The 15,250-nt window shown below is 68.6% G+C and carries 14 protein-coding genes; 6 read left to right on the top strand and 8 right to left on the bottom strand.

What is annotated here, in order from left to right; translation table 11 throughout:
- Positions 1 to 12 precede the first annotated feature (12 nt).
- The 4 genes from sucB to L0C25_RS23560 form a co-directional block, all read right to left on the bottom strand.
- Positions 13 to 1,779 carry a 2-oxoglutarate dehydrogenase, E2 component, dihydrolipoamide succinyltransferase gene (gene sucB, locus L0C25_RS23575; protein WP_271634276.1) on the bottom strand — a complete coding sequence of 589 codons (1,767 nt, stop codon included), beginning with the start codon at positions 1,777 to 1,779 and terminating at the stop codon, positions 13 to 15.
- A 49-nt stretch (positions 1,780 to 1,828) separates the two neighbouring features.
- Complete coding sequence (lpdA, locus tag L0C25_RS23570) at positions 1,829 to 3,208, bottom strand: dihydrolipoyl dehydrogenase (protein ID WP_271634275.1); 1,380 nt, start codon at positions 3,206 to 3,208, stop codon at positions 1,829 to 1,831.
- Positions 3,209 to 3,326: 118 nt separating this feature from the next.
- A complete protein-coding gene (locus tag L0C25_RS23565) occupies positions 3,327 to 3,803 on the bottom strand; it encodes a hypothetical protein (protein WP_271634274.1) in 477 nt (158 codons plus the stop codon).
- Between the two features lie 152 nt (positions 3,804 to 3,955).
- On the bottom strand, positions 3,956 to 5,128 hold the full coding sequence (locus L0C25_RS23560; RefSeq protein WP_271634273.1) for a serine hydrolase domain-containing protein: 1,173 nt from the start codon (positions 5,126 to 5,128) through the stop codon (positions 3,956 to 3,958).
- 168 nt (positions 5,129 to 5,296) lie between these two features.
- Between L0C25_RS23560 and L0C25_RS23555 the strand changes: the two genes are divergently transcribed.
- The gene (locus tag L0C25_RS23555) at positions 5,297 to 5,659 is read left to right on the top strand and encodes a hypothetical protein (protein ID WP_271634272.1); all 363 of its coding nucleotides are present in this window, start codon (positions 5,297 to 5,299) and stop codon (positions 5,657 to 5,659) included.
- A gap of 93 nt (positions 5,660 to 5,752) precedes the next feature.
- On the opposite strand, the gene L0C25_RS23550 is transcribed toward L0C25_RS23555, so the two are convergent.
- Complete coding sequence (locus L0C25_RS23550) at positions 5,753 to 7,249, bottom strand: leucyl aminopeptidase (protein ID WP_271634271.1); 1,497 nt, start codon at positions 7,247 to 7,249, stop codon at positions 5,753 to 5,755.
- A gap of 114 nt (positions 7,250 to 7,363) precedes the next feature.
- Here L0C25_RS23550 and gcvT point away from each other — a divergent pair, with 114 nt between their 5' ends.
- Positions 7,364 to 8,476, top strand: a complete 1,113-nt coding sequence (gene gcvT / locus L0C25_RS23545) for a glycine cleavage system aminomethyltransferase GcvT (protein ID WP_271634270.1) — start codon at positions 7,364 to 7,366, stop codon at positions 8,474 to 8,476.
- A gap of 82 nt (positions 8,477 to 8,558) precedes the next feature.
- On the opposite strand, the gene L0C25_RS23540 is transcribed toward gcvT, so the two are convergent.
- A complete protein-coding gene (locus L0C25_RS23540) occupies positions 8,559 to 10,985 on the bottom strand; it encodes an immune inhibitor A domain-containing protein (protein WP_271634269.1) in 2,427 nt (808 codons plus the stop codon).
- Between the two features lie 241 nt (positions 10,986 to 11,226).
- Between L0C25_RS23540 and L0C25_RS23535 the strand changes: the two genes are divergently transcribed.
- Positions 11,227 to 11,433 carry a hypothetical protein gene (locus L0C25_RS23535; RefSeq protein ID WP_271634268.1) on the top strand — a complete coding sequence of 69 codons (207 nt, stop codon included), beginning with the start codon at positions 11,227 to 11,229 and terminating at the stop codon, positions 11,431 to 11,433.
- Positions 11,434 to 11,439: 6 nt separating this feature from the next.
- On the opposite strand, the gene L0C25_RS23530 is transcribed toward L0C25_RS23535, so the two are convergent.
- On the bottom strand, positions 11,440 to 12,450 hold the full coding sequence (locus tag L0C25_RS23530) for an aldo/keto reductase family protein (protein ID WP_271634267.1): 1,011 nt from the start codon (positions 12,448 to 12,450) through the stop codon (positions 11,440 to 11,442).
- A gap of 21 nt (positions 12,451 to 12,471) precedes the next feature.
- The gene (locus L0C25_RS23525; RefSeq protein ID WP_271634266.1) at positions 12,472 to 13,056 is read right to left on the bottom strand and encodes a DUF3043 domain-containing protein; all 585 of its coding nucleotides are present in this window, start codon (positions 13,054 to 13,056) and stop codon (positions 12,472 to 12,474) included.
- 173 nt (positions 13,057 to 13,229) lie between these two features.
- Between L0C25_RS23525 and L0C25_RS23520 the strand changes: the two genes are divergently transcribed.
- From L0C25_RS23520 to htpX, 3 genes are all read left to right on the top strand, one after another.
- On the top strand, positions 13,230 to 14,012 hold the full coding sequence (locus L0C25_RS23520) for a PspA/IM30 family protein (protein WP_271634265.1): 783 nt from the start codon (positions 13,230 to 13,232) through the stop codon (positions 14,010 to 14,012).
- Positions 14,009 to 14,287 carry a PspA-associated protein PspAA gene (gene pspAA / locus L0C25_RS23515; RefSeq protein ID WP_271634264.1) on the top strand — a complete coding sequence of 93 codons (279 nt, stop codon included), beginning with the start codon at positions 14,009 to 14,011 and terminating at the stop codon, positions 14,285 to 14,287. The genes L0C25_RS23520 and pspAA overlap by 4 nt, the downstream gene beginning before the upstream one ends.
- A 68-nt stretch (positions 14,288 to 14,355) precedes the next feature.
- A complete protein-coding gene (htpX, locus tag L0C25_RS23510) occupies positions 14,356 to 15,249 on the top strand; it encodes a zinc metalloprotease HtpX (protein ID WP_271634263.1) in 894 nt (297 codons plus the stop codon).
- The last annotated feature ends 1 nt before the right edge of the window (position 15,250 follow it).

Raw genomic sequence — 15,250 nt, 5'->3', positions numbered from 1 at the left:
TTCGGTACCTGGTCAGAGTCCGAGGTCGGGCTCGAAGCCGCCCTCCTCCAGGCGTCGCTTGATCGTGGTGAGGAAGCGGCCGGCGTCGGCGCCGTCGATCAGCCGGTGGTCGTACGTCAGCGGGAGGTAGACCATCGAGCGGATCGCGATCGTGTCGCTGCCGTCGGCGTCGGCGATCACCACGGGACGCTTGACGACCGCGCCCGTGCCGAGCATCGCCGACTGCGGCTGGACGAGGATCGGGGTGTCGAACAGTGCGCCGTTGCTGCCGAGGTTGGTCACCGTGAACGTGCCGCCGGACAGCTCGTCGGGCTTCAGCTTGTTGCTGCGCGCCCGCGCGGCGAGGTCGGCGATGCGCTGCGCGAGACCCGACAGACTGAGGTCGCCGGCGTCGTGGATGACGACCGACAGCAGGCCCTGCTCGGTGTCGACGGCGATGCCGAGGTTGATCGCGCCGTGGTAGGTGATCTCCTTGGCGTCCTCGTCGTACGAAGCGTTCACGTTCGGATGCTGCTTGAGCGCCTCGACGGTGGCCTTGGCGAAGAACGGCAGGAACGTCAGCTTGACGCCCTCGCGCTGCTGGAACGACGCCTTCGAGCGTTCGCGCAGCCGCGCGATCTTGGTGACGTCGACCTCGTGCACCTGGGTCAGCTGGGCCGAACCCTGCAGCGACTCCTTCGTCTTCGTCGCGGTGATCTGGCGGATCCGGCTGGCCTTCTGCACGGTGCCGCGCAATCCGGACAGATCGGGCGACGGCGCCGCAGACTGCGCGGCGGGCGCGGGGGCCGGCGCCGGAGTCGCGACCGGCTCCGGCTTCTTGGCGGCGTCGAGCACGTCCTGCTTGCGGATGCGGCCGCCGACACCGGAACCGGCGATCGAGTCCAGGTCGACGCCGTGCTGGTTGGCGAGCTTGCGCACGATCGGCGTGACGTACGCCTGCGAGCCGCTGCCGTTGCCCGCGGTCGAAGCCGCCGGAGCCGACGGCGCCGGAGCGGACGACTGCTGCGGCGCGGCCTGCGCGGCAGGTGCCTGCGGCGGGGTCGGCGCGGGCTGTGCCGGCTGCGGTGTAGGAGCGGGCTCCGGCTCGCTCTTGCCCTCGGGCTCCGGTGTCGGCTCGGCCGCGGGCGCGGCGGCTGCTCCGTCGCCGCCGACGATCGCCAGCTCGGCACCGACCTCGATCGTCTCGTCCTCGTCGGCCTTGATCTCCAACAGGGTGCCGGCGACGGGGGAGGGGATCTCGGTGTCGACCTTGTCGGTCGAGATCTCGAGCAGAGGTTCGTCGACCGCGATGGTGTCGCCGACCTGCTTCAGCCACCGCGTCACGGTGCCCTCGGTGACGCTCTCGCCGAGCTCCGGCAGCGTCACCGGCGTGCCATTCGCGCTGCCACCCGACGCGGGGGCCTGTGCGGCCGGTGCGGGCTCGGGCGCAGGCTCGGGCTCCGATGCCGGAGCGGCCTGTTCCTGCGCGGCGGGCTCCGGCTCGGCCTGCTGCTCGGCCTGCTCCTCGGCGGCCGGCTCGGCCGGCGTACCGCCGGACTCACCCGACTCGCCGACGACGGCGAGCTCCGCACCGACCTCGACCGTCTCGTCCTCATCGGCCTTGATCTCCAGCAACGTGCCGGCGACGGGCGAGGGGATCTCGGTGTCGACCTTGTCGGTCGAGACCTCGAGCAGGGGCTCGTCGACCGCGATGGTGTCGCCGACCTGCTTGAGCCAGCGGGTGACGGTGCCCTCGGTGACGCTTTCACCGAGGGCGGGGAGTGTGACGGGCGTGGCCATGATGTTCCCTGTCTGTCCTTCTCGTTGGCGGGCTCAGCTTGTCGAGGGCTCAGCTATGGGCGTGCAGCGGCTTGCCGGCGAGGGCAAGCGATGCCTCGCCGAGTGTCTCGTTCTGCGTCGGGTGCGCGTGGATGAACTGTGCGACATCGTCGGGGAACGCCTCCCAGTTCACGGTCAGGGATGCCTCGCCGACCTGCTCACCCATCCGGTCGCCGATCATGTGGACGCCGACGATCGGGCCGTCCTTCTCGCGGACGAGCTTGACGATGCCCGCCGTCTGCAGGATCTGGCTCTTGCCGTTGCCGCCGAGGTTGTACTCGTAGGTGTCGACGTCGGCGTACTTCTCGCGGGCCTGCTGCTCGGTCAGCCCGACCGAGGCGACCTCCGGCTCGCAGTACGTGACGCGCGGAATGCCCGAGTCGACGACCGGCATCGGGTCGAGGCCGGCGATCTCCTCGGCGACGAAGATGCCGTGCGCGAAACCGCGGTGCGCGAGCTGCAGCCCGGGGACGAGATCGCCGACGGCGTAGACGCCGGGGACGTTCGTCGCGAGCCGCTCGTTGGTCGGCACCCACCCGCGATCGAGCGTGATGCCCTGCTCCTCGTAGCCGAGGCCGGAGGTGGTCGGACCGCGTCCGACGGCGACCAGCACGAGGTCCGCCTCCAGGACGTCACCGGTCTCGAGGCTGACCCGGACGCCGGACTCGGTCTGCTCGGCCTTCTCGAACTTCACGCCGGTCTTGAAGTCGATCTTGCGCTTGCGGAACGCGCGCTCGAGGTGCTTGGACAGCGCGGGATCTTCCATCGGGACCAGGTTGGGGAGTGCCTCGACGATCGTGACGTCGACTCCGAACGACTTCCAGACCGATGCGAACTCGACGCCGATGACGCTGCCGCCGATCACGATCGCGCTCTGCGGAACCTCCGAGAGGGTCAATGCCTCGTCGCTGGTGATGATCCGGCCGCCGATCTCGAGGCCGGGAAGCGTGCGCGCGTACGAGCCGGTCGCGAGGACGACGTTCTTGCCCGTCACGCGCTGCCCGTCGACCTCCACGGTGTTGGGACCGACCAGCGTGCCGTCGCCCTCGTACACGGCGATGCCGGCGCCCTTGATCATGCCGGTGAGGCCCTTGTAGAGCCGGTCGACGACGCCGTCCTTGTACTTGTTGACGCCGGCCATGTCGATGCCGTCGAGCGAGGCGCGTACGCCGAACGTCTCGCTCTCGCGGGCCGCGTCGGCGACCTCTGCCGCGTGCAGCAACGCCTTCGTCGGAATGCACCCGTTGTGCAGGCAGGTGCCACCGAGCTTCGCCTTCTCGATCAGTGCGACCTTCAGATCGAGCTGAACAGCACGGAGCGCACACGCGTACCCGCCGCTGCCGCCTCCGAGGATCACTACGTCAAAGCCGTCGTCGGCGTGGTCCGCCACATCTGCCTCCGTACGCGAACGGGTCGGTGCGAGATCTTCGCCACCTGCAGTCATCTTGTCACTCGGCGCAAGTTTCGCGTGACGCGGGTCAGAGGGCAACCGGACTACGATGCTGCGCTCATTTGCCGACGCGGTGTGCCTTCAGGTAGCCGACGCGGACGCAGATCCCGACCGTGTAGTCGAGCTTGCCGCTTACCAGCCGATTCTTCCGAAACCGCCCGCGAAGCATGATCTTGGCGCTCTTCTTGGGCTTCCATGCGCGCTTGAACGTGTGGTTCCGCTTGACCTTCGTCTTCGGATACCACAGCGGGTGCACCTCGACCTCGGGTGGATAGTACGAGCAGATGACCTCGAGCGCTGCGTGGAACTTCTTGATGTAACGACCGTTCTTGGTGATCCGGAAGCTGAACGGCTCCAGCCGCTTGCCTTTGCCAGTGTAGAAGTGGCCCTCGTAGCGGCCGGGTTTCGCGGGCAGCTTCCGCGGCGGTTGAACGCTGGCGCCGGTGGTGACGGCGTCCGCGGCCGGTCGGGCCGGCGATGCGTCCACCGGCGCCGTCGCCGCGCCGGCGGCGAGCAGGGTCGCTGTCGCGATCACGACCGTAGACCTCGCGAACCGCGAAGTCGTCTGCGTCTGCATGGGTGCTCCCCTCACGCCGGCCGCAGGTCGAGCGGCCGGACCCCATGCGGGATCATAGAGCGTCTACGCGGTCCGCGACGCGAAAACGGACGACGGACCGGAGTTACCCGTCAGCGCTCGGCGTACCGGCGGAACTCGACGCGCGCGGCCTTCGGCAGCGTGGCCTTGCCAGTCGACTCCGAGCCGCACATGGCCGAATCGATGGTGTCGGCGAACTGCTGTGACGGGTCGGCCACCGTCGGGCTGGTGTTGACCGCGGCGAACATCGAGCGGCCGTCTCCGTCGGCGATGGCGTAGGAGAGGTAGCCCGGTACGTGGCCGTTGTGCCCCCAGGCGACGCCGCACGACGTCTTCAGCTGGAACAGGCCGAGGCCGTATCCGGTGTCCTTGAAGGTGGTCTCCATCTCGGCGAGCGACTCTTCGGTCAGCAGATCGCCGCCGACGAGGGCGTCGACGAACACCGTCATGTCCGAGCCGGAGGACAGCAGTGCGCCGGCTGACCCGAACAGGCCGGGCTCGTGGCCGGACGTCTCGAACAGCAGCGGCGGCACCCCGATGTAGCCGCTGAAGTGCGGGCCCGGGATCGCCTTCTCGCCCGCGTACGCGTACATCGTCTCCTCGAGACCGAGCGGGTTCACGATGCGCTCGTCGATCACGTCGCCGATGCGCTGACCGGTGATCTTCTCGATCAGTTCGCCGAGGATCACATACCCGGTGTTCGAGTACGCCATCGCGGTTCCTGGCTTCGACTGCGATCCGCGCCTCGTCCCGAGCCTGATCAGGTCGGCCGGCTTCGGCGGCACCCATTGGTACTGCGGGTTGAAGACCACGTCGGGAGTCGCGTAGTCGGCGATGCCGCTGGTGTGCTGCAGCAGGTTGCGTACGGTGATCACGTTCTCGTCGATGCCGTCGCCGACGACAACGCCGGGGAGGTACGTGCCGATCGACTCGTCGAGGTCGACCTCGCCCTCCTCGACGAGTTGCAGCACGATCGTCGAGACGTACATCTTGGTGTTGCTGGCCACGCGGAACTTGTCGGCGTCGGTGGGCTCGTCGTTCGCACCGGAACTCGTCGAGCCGCTCGCGTACGTCGTGGCCGAGCCGTCGTTGCGGACCGTGATGATCGAGCCGGTCGACTGTGCGGCCTGGCGTAGGGCGCCCGCCTGCGCGTCGCCGTCGCCGTCGGCGGCCGTCGCGGGGCATGCCGGTGCGACGATGGTGGTGGCGATGCCGAAGGCGGCCATTGCCGCGAGCCCCGGCACGATGCGGCGTTTCGTGTTCACGTGGGAGTCCTCATGGTTGTCGGTGGGACGAGTCAGCCGCAGTGGACCACAGCAGGACGACCCGCAGGACCTGTTCCGTCGCAGGGTCGAGGCACATGGCTCGCGACCGCATGGCATGCTCATGCGGCACACTGGAGACAACCGGGATTCGAAAGGCGGGTGACGTCGATGGCATGGTTCCGTCGCAAGCGGAACAAGACCGCGTCGGGAGCCGCCGTTTCCGACCGTGGGTCGTCGAAGGTCGACCGTGAGCACCTCACCGACTTCGTGCAGACGCGCCAGGGAGTCGAGGGGTTCGTCGAACCGCAGACGACGGTGACCCAGACAACCCTGCTGCTGGTCGCGAAGGACGGCGAGTGGACGCGCCGGCGGGTGCCGTCCGCCGAATGGGCGCACAAGTTTGCGAACGACCTGCAGGTTCCGAGCTACGACGCGGCGGTCGTCGGCTACCCGCAACGGATGCGCGACTACAATCATCGCCAGAAGCTCGCGGCGAAAGAGGCTGTGCGCAAGCGCGACGCGGGCGAGTAGCGCCGCGGTCGCGTGGCGGCGGACCTCGTCACCCGTCGCGCAACAACCCGGCCTCGTCCGCCGACTGCTGCGCAGGTCCGATCGCTCGCCCCGTCAGGCCAGATCGCCGTCGGCGATCGCCTGCGCGGTCGCCACGAGCGTACGTACGGCGACGCCGGTGCCGCCCTTGGGCACGTAGCCGTACGCGCTCTCGTTGTTGAAGCCCGGGCCGGCGATGTCGAGGTGCGCCCAGCGCGACTCGCCGACGAACTCGCGCAAGAACGCGGCCGCGTACAACGTGCCACCGACCGGCTTCGGGTTGTGCTGACGTAGGTCGGCGATCTCGGAGCTGCGCACCTTCGCGCGCATCTCCTCGGCGATCGGCAGCGGCCACATCGGCTCGCCGACCGAATCGGCAAGCCGGGGAACGGCGGAGCGGAGCGTGTCGTCGTTGGACAGCACACCGGCCGTCCGCTCGCCGAGGCCGACGACGCATGCACCGGTCAGCGTCGCGACGTCGACGAGGAAGTCGGGCTGGTGCTCGGTCGCGACGACCAGCGCGTCGGCGAGCACGAGCCGGCCCTCGGCGTCGGTGTTGTGCACCTCGACCGTCGTGCCGCCACGGATCGTCAGCACGTCTCCGGGCCGGGTCGCCGAGCCGCTGACCATGTTCTCGGCCATGGCGGCGACGCACGTGACGCGGACCGGGAGTCCGAGCCGGGCGATCGCGAGCGTCGCGGCGATCACCGCGGCGGAGCCCGCCATATCGCACTTCATCGTCATCATCCCCGAGCCCGGCTTGATCGACAGACCACCCGAGTCGAACGTGATGCCCTTGCCGACGAGGGCGAGGTGGGCAACGGGCTTCTTGGGCTTGTAGGCGATCTGGACCAGACGCGACTCGCTGTCGGAGGCGCGGCCGACGCCGAGGATGCCGCCGCAGCCCTCCTTGGTGAGGCGGGCGTCGTCCCAAACGGTGACCTTGACCTTGTCGTCCGACGCGGCCTCGGTGACCGCGTCTGCATACGCCGGCGGTGTCAGGTCGCCGGCACCGGTATTCACCCAGTCGCGGGCGAGGCAGACCGCCGAGGCGACGGTCTCGGCGCGATCGATCGCCGCCTTACCACCCTTCGTACGAGAGCGCTCCGACAGGATCACGACCGAGTTCACGGCATCGTCGTCGGGAGACGACTTGTAGCGGTCGAAGCGGTAGCTGCCGAGCAGGACGCCCTCTGCCACGGCGGAGACCGCATCGTCGTCCGGTGTGGGGAACGCGACCGCCACCGAGTCGGCGTTCGAGGTGGCCTTGACCCCGACGGCCGCGGCACGACGCAACGTCTCGGCGGACGGCTCTGCGCTCTCACCGACACCGACGAGGATCACCAGCGGCGACTTCACGACTCCGTTCGTCGGCAGCTTCGCGACCTGTCCCTCCTTGCCGGTGAAGCCGAGCGTCGACAGGGTCGGCTGCAGCGATCGGCCGAACGCGTCCGCGACCTCGTCGGCGGGTGCGAGCACGCTCACCTGCTTGCCGGACGAGGTCGCGGCGACGATGAGCACGTCCGAGCGCGTCGTCGTAGGACTGGCTGAGCTGATGCTGACCGATGGCATGCGACCCCGTTCGTCGGATCTGAATGGACAGAGGTCAGGCTACGACGCCGGGCGCTCGGCGTACGCGGGACCTGGTAATCCGGCCCTGCGCGGCGAACGTCTAGTGTCCTGGCCATGGCTAACGGACCTGACAGCGCGCTGCTGCGCTCCCCGCTGCACGACCGCCACGTCGGCCTCGGCGCCAAGTTCGCCGAGTTCGGCGGCTGGGAGATGCCGCTCGAGTACGCCGGGGGAGGAGTGCTCGCCGAGCACAAGGCGGTACGCGAGGCCGTCGGGCTGTTCGATGTGAGTCACCTCGGCAAGGCGGTCGTACGTGGCGCGGGTGCGCTCGCGTACGTCAACCGCTGCCTGAGCGCGGACCTCGACAAGATCGGCCCGGGGCAGGCGCAGTACACGCTGTGCTGCGACGAGTCCGGTGGCGTCGTCGACGACCTGATCGCCTACGTTCGCGCCGACGACGACGTCTTCCTCGTCCCGAACGCAGCCAACACAACCGAGGTCGTACGCAGGCTGGCCGCGGCCGCACCCGACGGCGTCGAGGTCATCGACCAGCACCGCGACTTCGCCGTGCTCGCGGTGCAGGGGCCACACAGCGACGCCGTGCTCGACGCGGTGGGCCTGCCGACGGGGCACGACTACATGTCGTTCGCGTCGGCGACGTACGACGACGCGTCGCTCACGGTCTGCCGGACCGGCTACACGGGGGAGCGCGGGTACGAGCTGGTCGTACCGGCCGGAGCGGCCGCGACCGTGTGGGATGCCGTCATGCTGGCCGGTGAGGAGTTCGGCCTCCGCGCCGCGGGCCTCGGCGCTCGCGACACGCTGCGCACCGAGATGGGCTACCCCCTGCACGGTCAGGACCTCTCGCTCGACATCACACCGGTGATGGGGCGTGCGGCGTGGGCCGTCGGCTGGGACAAAGCGGAGTTCTGGGGCAAGCCCGCGCTCGTCGAGCAGCGGGCCGCCAAGACGTCTCGTGTCTCGCGTGGGCTGGTCGCTGCGGGCAGGGGAATCCCGCGCCCGGGTATGACGGTCCGCAACGCGGACGGCACCGAGATCGGCGAGGTCACCTCGGGCACGTTCTCGCCCAGCCTGCGCAAGGGCATCGCGCTCGCACTCGTCGACCGCGGGCTGGCCGACGGGCAGTCGGTGTCGGTCGACGTACGCGGGCGCACCGAGCCGTTCACGGTGACGAAACCGCCGTTCGTGTCCGACTCGGTGCGCTAGCCACCGTGAGCGTGACGTTTCGGCCCCTGAATCGCTGGATCGGGGGCCGAAACGTCATGCCCAGTGGGCGGGAGCTCCCTGCTCAGGGCCGCTCGTAGACCCGGACCTTCATCCGGTTGCCGCGCTGCCACAGAACGCCGATGTTGACGCCGTTGTTCGGCACCTTGACTCCTCCGTCGGGCGTTGCGGCGTACCAGAACTTCTTGCCGTCGTTGAATGTCGGCTGTGCACGCAGGCCACGGAGGTGGTTGGCGCGACTGTCGACATGCAGCGTGAGCGAGTCCGACTTCTCCAGCGAGAACGGTGAGTCGTACCCGGTCACCCGGGAGCGCCAGTACTCACCGTCGAGCCGTACGCGCGGGCGCGGGTTGGCGTCGACCGGCAGGATCAGCCCTTCACCGGGGTGCTGGCTGGTGTCGTTGTCCAGCTGGGACGTGTCCCAGTACGAGACGAGCAGACCGTCCTGGAGCGGGAAGTGCTCCACCCAGTCGGGCCTCGAGTCGAGGAACCCGAAGTTGTACGGCCCGGTCTTCAGGTACTTGTCGAACGACACGTAGTCGCGGTGCGAAGCGACGTAGTAGTTGTCGTAGTCCTGCGTGAACGACGCACCCTGTGCGGTCCACCCGTCGAGCGTCCAACCCTCGTCGTCACCCTCGGCACCGGACTCGAACAGCGTCTCGCCGCCCGCGGTGAGCGACATGTCGTCGGCGAAGAATCCCATCCCGCCGGCTGCGCCGTCGGTCTGGTAGCGGATCCGCAGCCCGATGTCCTTGCCCGCGTACGCAGACAGGTCGAACGTGGCAGGGACCCAACCGTCGCTCGTACCGTCGATGCCGTTGTTCTCCTCGGGCTTGGTGATGGAGCCGGGTATCGCGGCCCAGCCGCTGCCGTCGTCGACCTCGACGAACGCATAGTCGCACGCGGTGGTGCCGCAGTCCTCGATATCCCAGTTCGCCTGCATGGACAGCGTTGCGTCGCCTTCGGGCAGCGTCACGTCACGGGTGATCGTGTTCGCGAGGCTGTCGCCGGACCCACTCCACCACGTCTTCTCGCCGGCGTACGGCTCCACGAGCTCGGTCGTCTTCTGCTTCTTCGGCAGTACGACGACCGCTCCTTGGGCATTCCGCGAGTTGTACTCGTGCGGGCCGAGAACCATTCGGCGGTTCTGGTCGGGCCGCACGACCTCGTAGTCGAGCCAGCCGAGCTGCAGCTTCTCCCATGCACCGAGATCGCCCGCGCGCGTGCCGATGCCCTCGTCGCCCTTCGCGCCGAGGCGGCTCTGCGCCATCAGCGACCAGAACTCGACGCTGTTGTCGCCCCCGAAGCGGTCGTACAGATCGGGCAGGTCGAGGTCGTGGCCGTACTCGTGGGTGAAGACGCTGACGCCGCCGTTCTCCGGCTGCATCGTGTAGTCGCCGACCCAGAAGCCGGTGTCACCGATCTCGCTGCCGCCGAGCGGGTTGCCCTCAGGGCCGCCTGCGCCGATCGGCGTCGTCTGGGTGTACCAGCGGTGCGACCAGATCGCGTCCTCGCCCTGGTGCGGATCGCCGTCGGCCTGGTCGCCACCGGCGTGCACGATCTGGAAGTGGTCGAGGTAGCCGTCGGGCTCGTTGAAGTCGCCGTCACCGTCGTAGTCGTAACGGTCCCAACGGTCGAACGTGGCCAGCTGCTTCTTGATCTGCGCGGGCGTACGTCCCTTGGCCTCCTGGTCGTCGACCCAGGCGTTCACGGCATCCTGCACGAGGTTCCAGACGTTGCCGCAGTTGGTGTCCTGGCACACGGCCGGGTCGTCACCGTCCTCGCCGTCGGCGACCGGGTCGTTGCTGCGGCCGTAGCGCGCCTCGTTGTACTTGACCTTGACCCAGTTCGTGACGGTGCCGCTCACGCTGTAGCGGCCGGACGACTGGCGCTCGTAGTACGTCTTGAGGGACTCGGTCTCCTTGCCCGCGCCGGGCACGGCGCCCTCACCGAAGTAGATGTCCTTGAAGTGCTTGCGGTTGTAGTTCGGCTGCCAGACCGTCGAGTTGTCCTCGCTGCGGTCGGGCTCCGGGATCGCGTTGCGGGCGGGACCTTCGAAGGTTGTGGGACCGGGCGTCGTCGGATCGAGGTCCTTGTCGGGGTACTCGGGGTGACGCTCGTCGCCGAACTCGACGAGTACCGCGAAGATCCGGTCTGTCGTCTCGCGATCGAGCTCGACGTACTGGGCCTGGCTCTTCTTGCGAGCGGTCCGATCGCCTTGGGCGTCTACCGCCGGCGCCTCCTTGGCGGATCCGACGCGCATGACGGTGCTCGGCCCGCGCTGCTCGACCCGCTTCTCGCCGTGGCCGTTCAGGAGTGTCGTGATCGCCTGCTCGCGCAGCTCGCGTCGCTTGTCGGCGAGTGGGTTCGGTAGGTCGTCCGACGTCGCGTCGGCGTCAGCCGACGGCGCGGGTGCTCCGGGTGCCGGCCCGGGAGACGCGCCGGCAGTTGCCGACGTCACCCCGTAACCTGCGCCCAGGGCGGCGGTCATCGCCACGCCTGTGAGTACGGCAGATAGCTTGCGCACCTTCGTTCCTCCCTGCCTTCGACGGGTTGCGTCGAAGCGTGTTCGATGCACGTCGCCCCTGAGCCGAGCAGCGCGGCACAGCGTTCACTGTGCGTGCGCGGGACCCGGACGTGCCGATCGGTTCAGATCGTCGACACTATGGCGCAGGTCACACGGCTGCGCAAGGTGGGGTATGCCGGCGGCGGGCGCCGATACGGTGGGGCGCATGACGTGGACGTGGCGACTGCAGGACGCAGCGGGCGAGACGGTGTCGGCCGGAATCAACCTCGAGCACGGATTTCCGAGCAGAGGTGAGGCCGAGTCGTGGATCGGTGAGGCGTGGCAGGAGCTGCTCGACGCCGGGGTCGAGCAGGTCACGCTGCTCGACGAGGACCGTGAGGTGTACGGCCCGATGAGCCTGCGCCCCGAGTAGGCCCGCTCAGCCCCTGCCCGGACGGCTGTCCGGAGACACGGTGAGCGCCGGGTCGCGTACGACGACTCCCGCGATCGCATCGTCGATCGCGCGCATGGTCGCCTCGTCCAGACGTACGCCCGCGGCCGCGACGTTCTCGCTGACCTGCTCAGGACGCGAGGCGCCGATGATCGCGGCGGACACGTTCGGGTTCTGCAGTACCCAGGCGACCGCGAGCTGGGCCATCGACAGGCCCGCCTCCGCGGCGATCGGCTCGAGCTTCGCGACCGCGTTGAGGACGTCGTCGTTCAGCCACCGGGCGATGTTGTCTGCGCCGCCACCGGCATCGGTCGCGCGCGAGCCGGCGGGCGGCTGGGCACCCGGCTTGTACTTGCCCGTCAGCACGCCCTGCGCGATCGGCGACCAGACGATCTGGCCGAGCCCGAGCTCCTCGGACGCGGGTACGACCCGCTCGTCGATGACCCGCCAGAGCATCGAGTACTGCGGCTGGTTGGAGATGAACGGGATGCGCAGCTCGCGCGCCAGCTCGTGTCCGGCGCGGATCTCGTCGGCGGTCCACTCCGAGACGCCGATGTAGTGCGCCTTGCCCGCGTGCACGACGTCGGCGAACGCCGACATCGTCTCTTCGAGCGGGGTCTCGTTGTCGAACCGGTGGGCCTGGTAGACGTCGACGTAGTCGGTCTGCAGGCGACGCAGCGAGCCGTCGATCGACTCCATGATGTGCTTGCGCCCGAGCCCGGCGTCGTTGGGTCCGCCGGGACCCGTCGGCCAGAAGACCTTCGTCAGGATCTCGACCGACTCTCGGCGTACGTCGCCGAGGGCGCGGCCGAGCACCGACTCTGCCGCGGTGTTGGCGTACACGTCGGCCGTGTCGAAGGTCGTGATGCCCTCGTCGAGTGCGCGACGTACGCAGGCGAGGGCGGCGTCCTCCTCGACCTGAGAGCCGTGCGTGAGCCAGTTGCCGTACGCGATCTCCGAGACCTTCAGACCGCTCTTACCGAGGTAGCGAAACTCCATGGCGCCAGGCTAGCGGGAGCGTCAGGCGATCTTCTCGCCGCGCTTGACCTGCGGCTTCGGCATCCGGAACCGCCGCAGCTGGGTGCTGCGCAGCACCGCGTACGGCATGCAGCCGCGGGTGCTCTCGTCGGGGAAGCGCTGCTTCAGCTCGCGGCGTACCCGCAAGATCAGGTAGATCGTGTCGAGCAGAGTGCCGATGATCGTCACGATCCAGAGCCCGAACAGCGTGAAGACGGCCCACTCGGTCTGCAGGAAGCTGAGCAGCAGGATGACGACCAGCAGCGGGAGCAGGAACTCGGCGACGTTGTAGCGGGCGTCGACGAAGTTTCGGACGAAGCCGCGCACCTTGCCGCGGTCGCGGGCCGGGAGGTAGCGGTCGTCGCCGGTGTCCATGGCCTCGCGCATCTTGGTGCGCTCCTCGTACCGCTTCTGTCGCACCACCTTCGCGGCCTCCTTGCGCGTACGTGGCGGCTTCACCCTCGCCTTGCGGGCGGCCTCGGCCTCCTTGCGCTTGGGCGTCGCGCGGCCCTTGCCGCTGGGATCGGTCGACTCGGCCTGGTCTTCGGGCGCGGCCGGCTGGTGGGAGGAGCGTCGGAACAAAGGCATGGCTTTCAGGGGCTTCGAGCGGGCGTCGGGTGGTTCAGCGTACGCTCAAGAGTACCGAGACCAACGCCACAGTCGTCGACCGCATCGGCGGTGACCCGTTCCCCGCGCGACAGCACTGGCCGTAAGGTTGAGGCAGACACTCGACGCATTGGACGAAGGGGGCTCATACCTCGATGAGCATCATGAAGCGGATGAGCGCAATCTTTCGCGCGAAGGCCAACTCGGCCTTGGACAAGGCGGAGGACCCGCGCCAGACGCTCGACTACAGCTATCAGAAACAGCTCGAGCTCCTGCAGAAGGTGCGTCGGGGAGTGGCCGACGTCGCGACGAGTCGCAAGCGCGTCGAGCTGCAGATCAACCAGCTCAACCAGCAGAGCGACAAGCTGCAGGACCAAGCCAAGCAGGCCCTCGGCGCCAACCGCGAAGACCTCGCCCGCGAGGCACTGACGCGACGTAGCGGCCTTCAGCAGCAGATCACCGACCTGCAGAACCAGCACTCCCAGCTGCAGGCCGAAGAGGAGAAGCTGACTCTCGCGTCGAAGCGGCTGCAGGCCAAGGTCGAGTCGTTCCGTACCCGCAAGGAGACGATCAAGGCCACGTACACCGCGGCCGAGGCGCAGACGAGCATCAACGAGGCGTTCTCCGGAATCTCCGAAGAGATGGGCGACGTCGGCATGGCCGTCCAGCGTGCCGAAGACAAGACCGCGCAGATGCAGGCCCGCGCGGGCGCGGTCGACGAGCTGATCGCCTCCGGTGCGCTCGACGACGTGACCGCGAGCCCGGGCGACGACATCGCCCGTGAGCTGGACGCACTCGGTGCGTCGGGTGACGTCGACACCGAGCTCGCCGCGATGAAGGCGCAGATCGAAGGCGGCGAGAAGAAGTCGATCGAGGGCACGCCGGCGGAGCCCGCCGCGGAGCCCGCAGAGCAGCCGAAGGCGGAGGGCCAGGCATGATCATCCGGATCATGGGCGAGGGCCAGTTCTCCGTGGCCGACGACGCTGCCGAGCGGCTGAACGAGCTCGACTCCGCGGTCGAGTCGGCGGTCGAGGCCGACGACGACGCGGCGTTCCAGCCCGCGCTGGTGGCGTTGCTCGGTGCCGTACGCGAGCAGGGCGAGGCCCTTGGCGACGCGGAGCTCGTCGACTCCGATCTGATCCTCCCGCCCGCAGACGCGTCGCTGCAGGAGGTCGAGGAGATGCTCGGTGACGAGGGTCTCATTCCCGGCTGACCCGACCGGCGTACCGGAATCTTTGCGGTGCGCCGTACGTCTTAGTAGGTGAGGCGAGGAGTCCATGAATGGCCAAGACACGGTTTCGTAGCGACGGCGGGTTGACCGCCCGGATGGGGCTGGTCGCGTTCCTGCTCGGAGCGCTGTACGTCGTGTTCGGCGGCGTGCTGATCTACTACAGCGGCAGCATGGCGATCGGCGCTGTCATCGTGATCGCCTTGGGCCTCGGCCAGTGGTACTTCTCCGACAAGATCGCGCTGGCGTCCATGCGGGCGCGCGAGGTCACGCCCGAGCAGGCGCCGGAACTGCACGGAATGATCGACCGCCTGTGTGCGCTGGCCGATATGCCGAAGCCGCGCGTCGCCATCGCCGACACCGACCTGCCGAACGCGTTCGCGACCGGACGCTCACCCAAGAAGTCGGTCGTGTGCGTCACCACCGGGATCATGCGCCGGCTCGACGGCGAGGAGCTCGAGGGCGTACTGAGCCATGAGCTTTCGCACGTGGCCCATCGTGATGTCGCCGTGATGACAGTTGCGTCCACGCTCGGGCTGCTCGCCGGGTTCATCACCCGATGGGGAATGTTCTTCGGCGGCGGGCGACGCGACAACAACAGCGGGCCCGCGCTGCTCGTGATCTGGCTGGTGAGCCTGGCGGTGTACGCGATCAGCTTCGTGCTGACCCGTGCGCTCTCGCGCTACCGCGAGCTGAGCGCCGACCGGTCCGGCGCGTACCTCACGGGCAAGCCGTCCGCTCTCGCGTCCGCGCTGACGAAGATCTCCGGCGACATGGCGCGCATCCCGACTCGCGACCTACGCGCGGCCGAGTCGATGAACGCGTTCTTCTTCACCCCGGCGATCAAGTCGGAGTCGTTCAGCACATTGTTCTCGACCCATCCGTCGATCGAGAAGCGCCTCGAGCAGCTCTCCCGAGTGTCGGCCGATCTCGGCCGGCCGATGTGAG

The sequence above is a fragment of the Solicola gregarius genome (assembly GCF_025790165.1).
Taxonomy (GTDB): domain Bacteria; phylum Actinomycetota; class Actinomycetes; order Propionibacteriales; family Nocardioidaceae; genus Solicola; species Solicola gregarius.
The sequence above is the reverse complement of the archived record's forward strand: the minus strand, read 5'-3'. Positions and strand labels throughout refer to the sequence as shown.

What these genes read in the sequence shown, in the direction of transcription:
- L0C25_RS23520 (WP_271634265.1), top strand. Translation starts at nt 13,230, where the DNA reads ATGAGCATCATGAAGCGGATGAGCGCAATCTTTCGCGCGAAGGCCAAC.
- sucB (WP_271634276.1), bottom strand. Translation starts at nt 1,779, where the DNA reads ATGGCCACGCCCGTCACACTCCCCGCCCTCGGTGAAAGCGTCACCGAG.
- gcvT (WP_271634270.1), top strand. Translation starts at nt 7,364, where the DNA reads ATGGCTAACGGACCTGACAGCGCGCTGCTGCGCTCCCCGCTGCACGAC.
- L0C25_RS23540 (WP_271634269.1), bottom strand. Translation starts at nt 10,985, where the DNA reads ATGACCGCCGCCCTGGGCGCAGGTTACGGGGTGACGTCGGCAACTGCC.
- L0C25_RS23525 (WP_271634266.1), bottom strand. Translation starts at nt 13,056, where the DNA reads ATGCCTTTGTTCCGACGCTCCTCCCACCAGCCGGCCGCGCCCGAAGAC.
- L0C25_RS23535 (WP_271634268.1), top strand. Translation starts at nt 11,227, where the DNA reads ATGACGTGGACGTGGCGACTGCAGGACGCAGCGGGCGAGACGGTGTCG.
- L0C25_RS23530 (WP_271634267.1), bottom strand. Translation starts at nt 12,450, where the DNA reads ATGGAGTTTCGCTACCTCGGTAAGAGCGGTCTGAAGGTCTCGGAGATC.
- L0C25_RS23550 (WP_271634271.1), bottom strand. Translation starts at nt 7,249, where the DNA reads ATGCCATCGGTCAGCATCAGCTCAGCCAGTCCTACGACGACGCGCTCG.
- pspAA (WP_271634264.1), top strand. Translation starts at nt 14,009, where the DNA reads ATGATCATCCGGATCATGGGCGAGGGCCAGTTCTCCGTGGCCGACGAC.
- htpX (WP_271634263.1), top strand. Translation starts at nt 14,356, where the DNA reads ATGGCCAAGACACGGTTTCGTAGCGACGGCGGGTTGACCGCCCGGATG.
- L0C25_RS23555 (WP_271634272.1), top strand. Translation starts at nt 5,297, where the DNA reads ATGGCATGGTTCCGTCGCAAGCGGAACAAGACCGCGTCGGGAGCCGCC.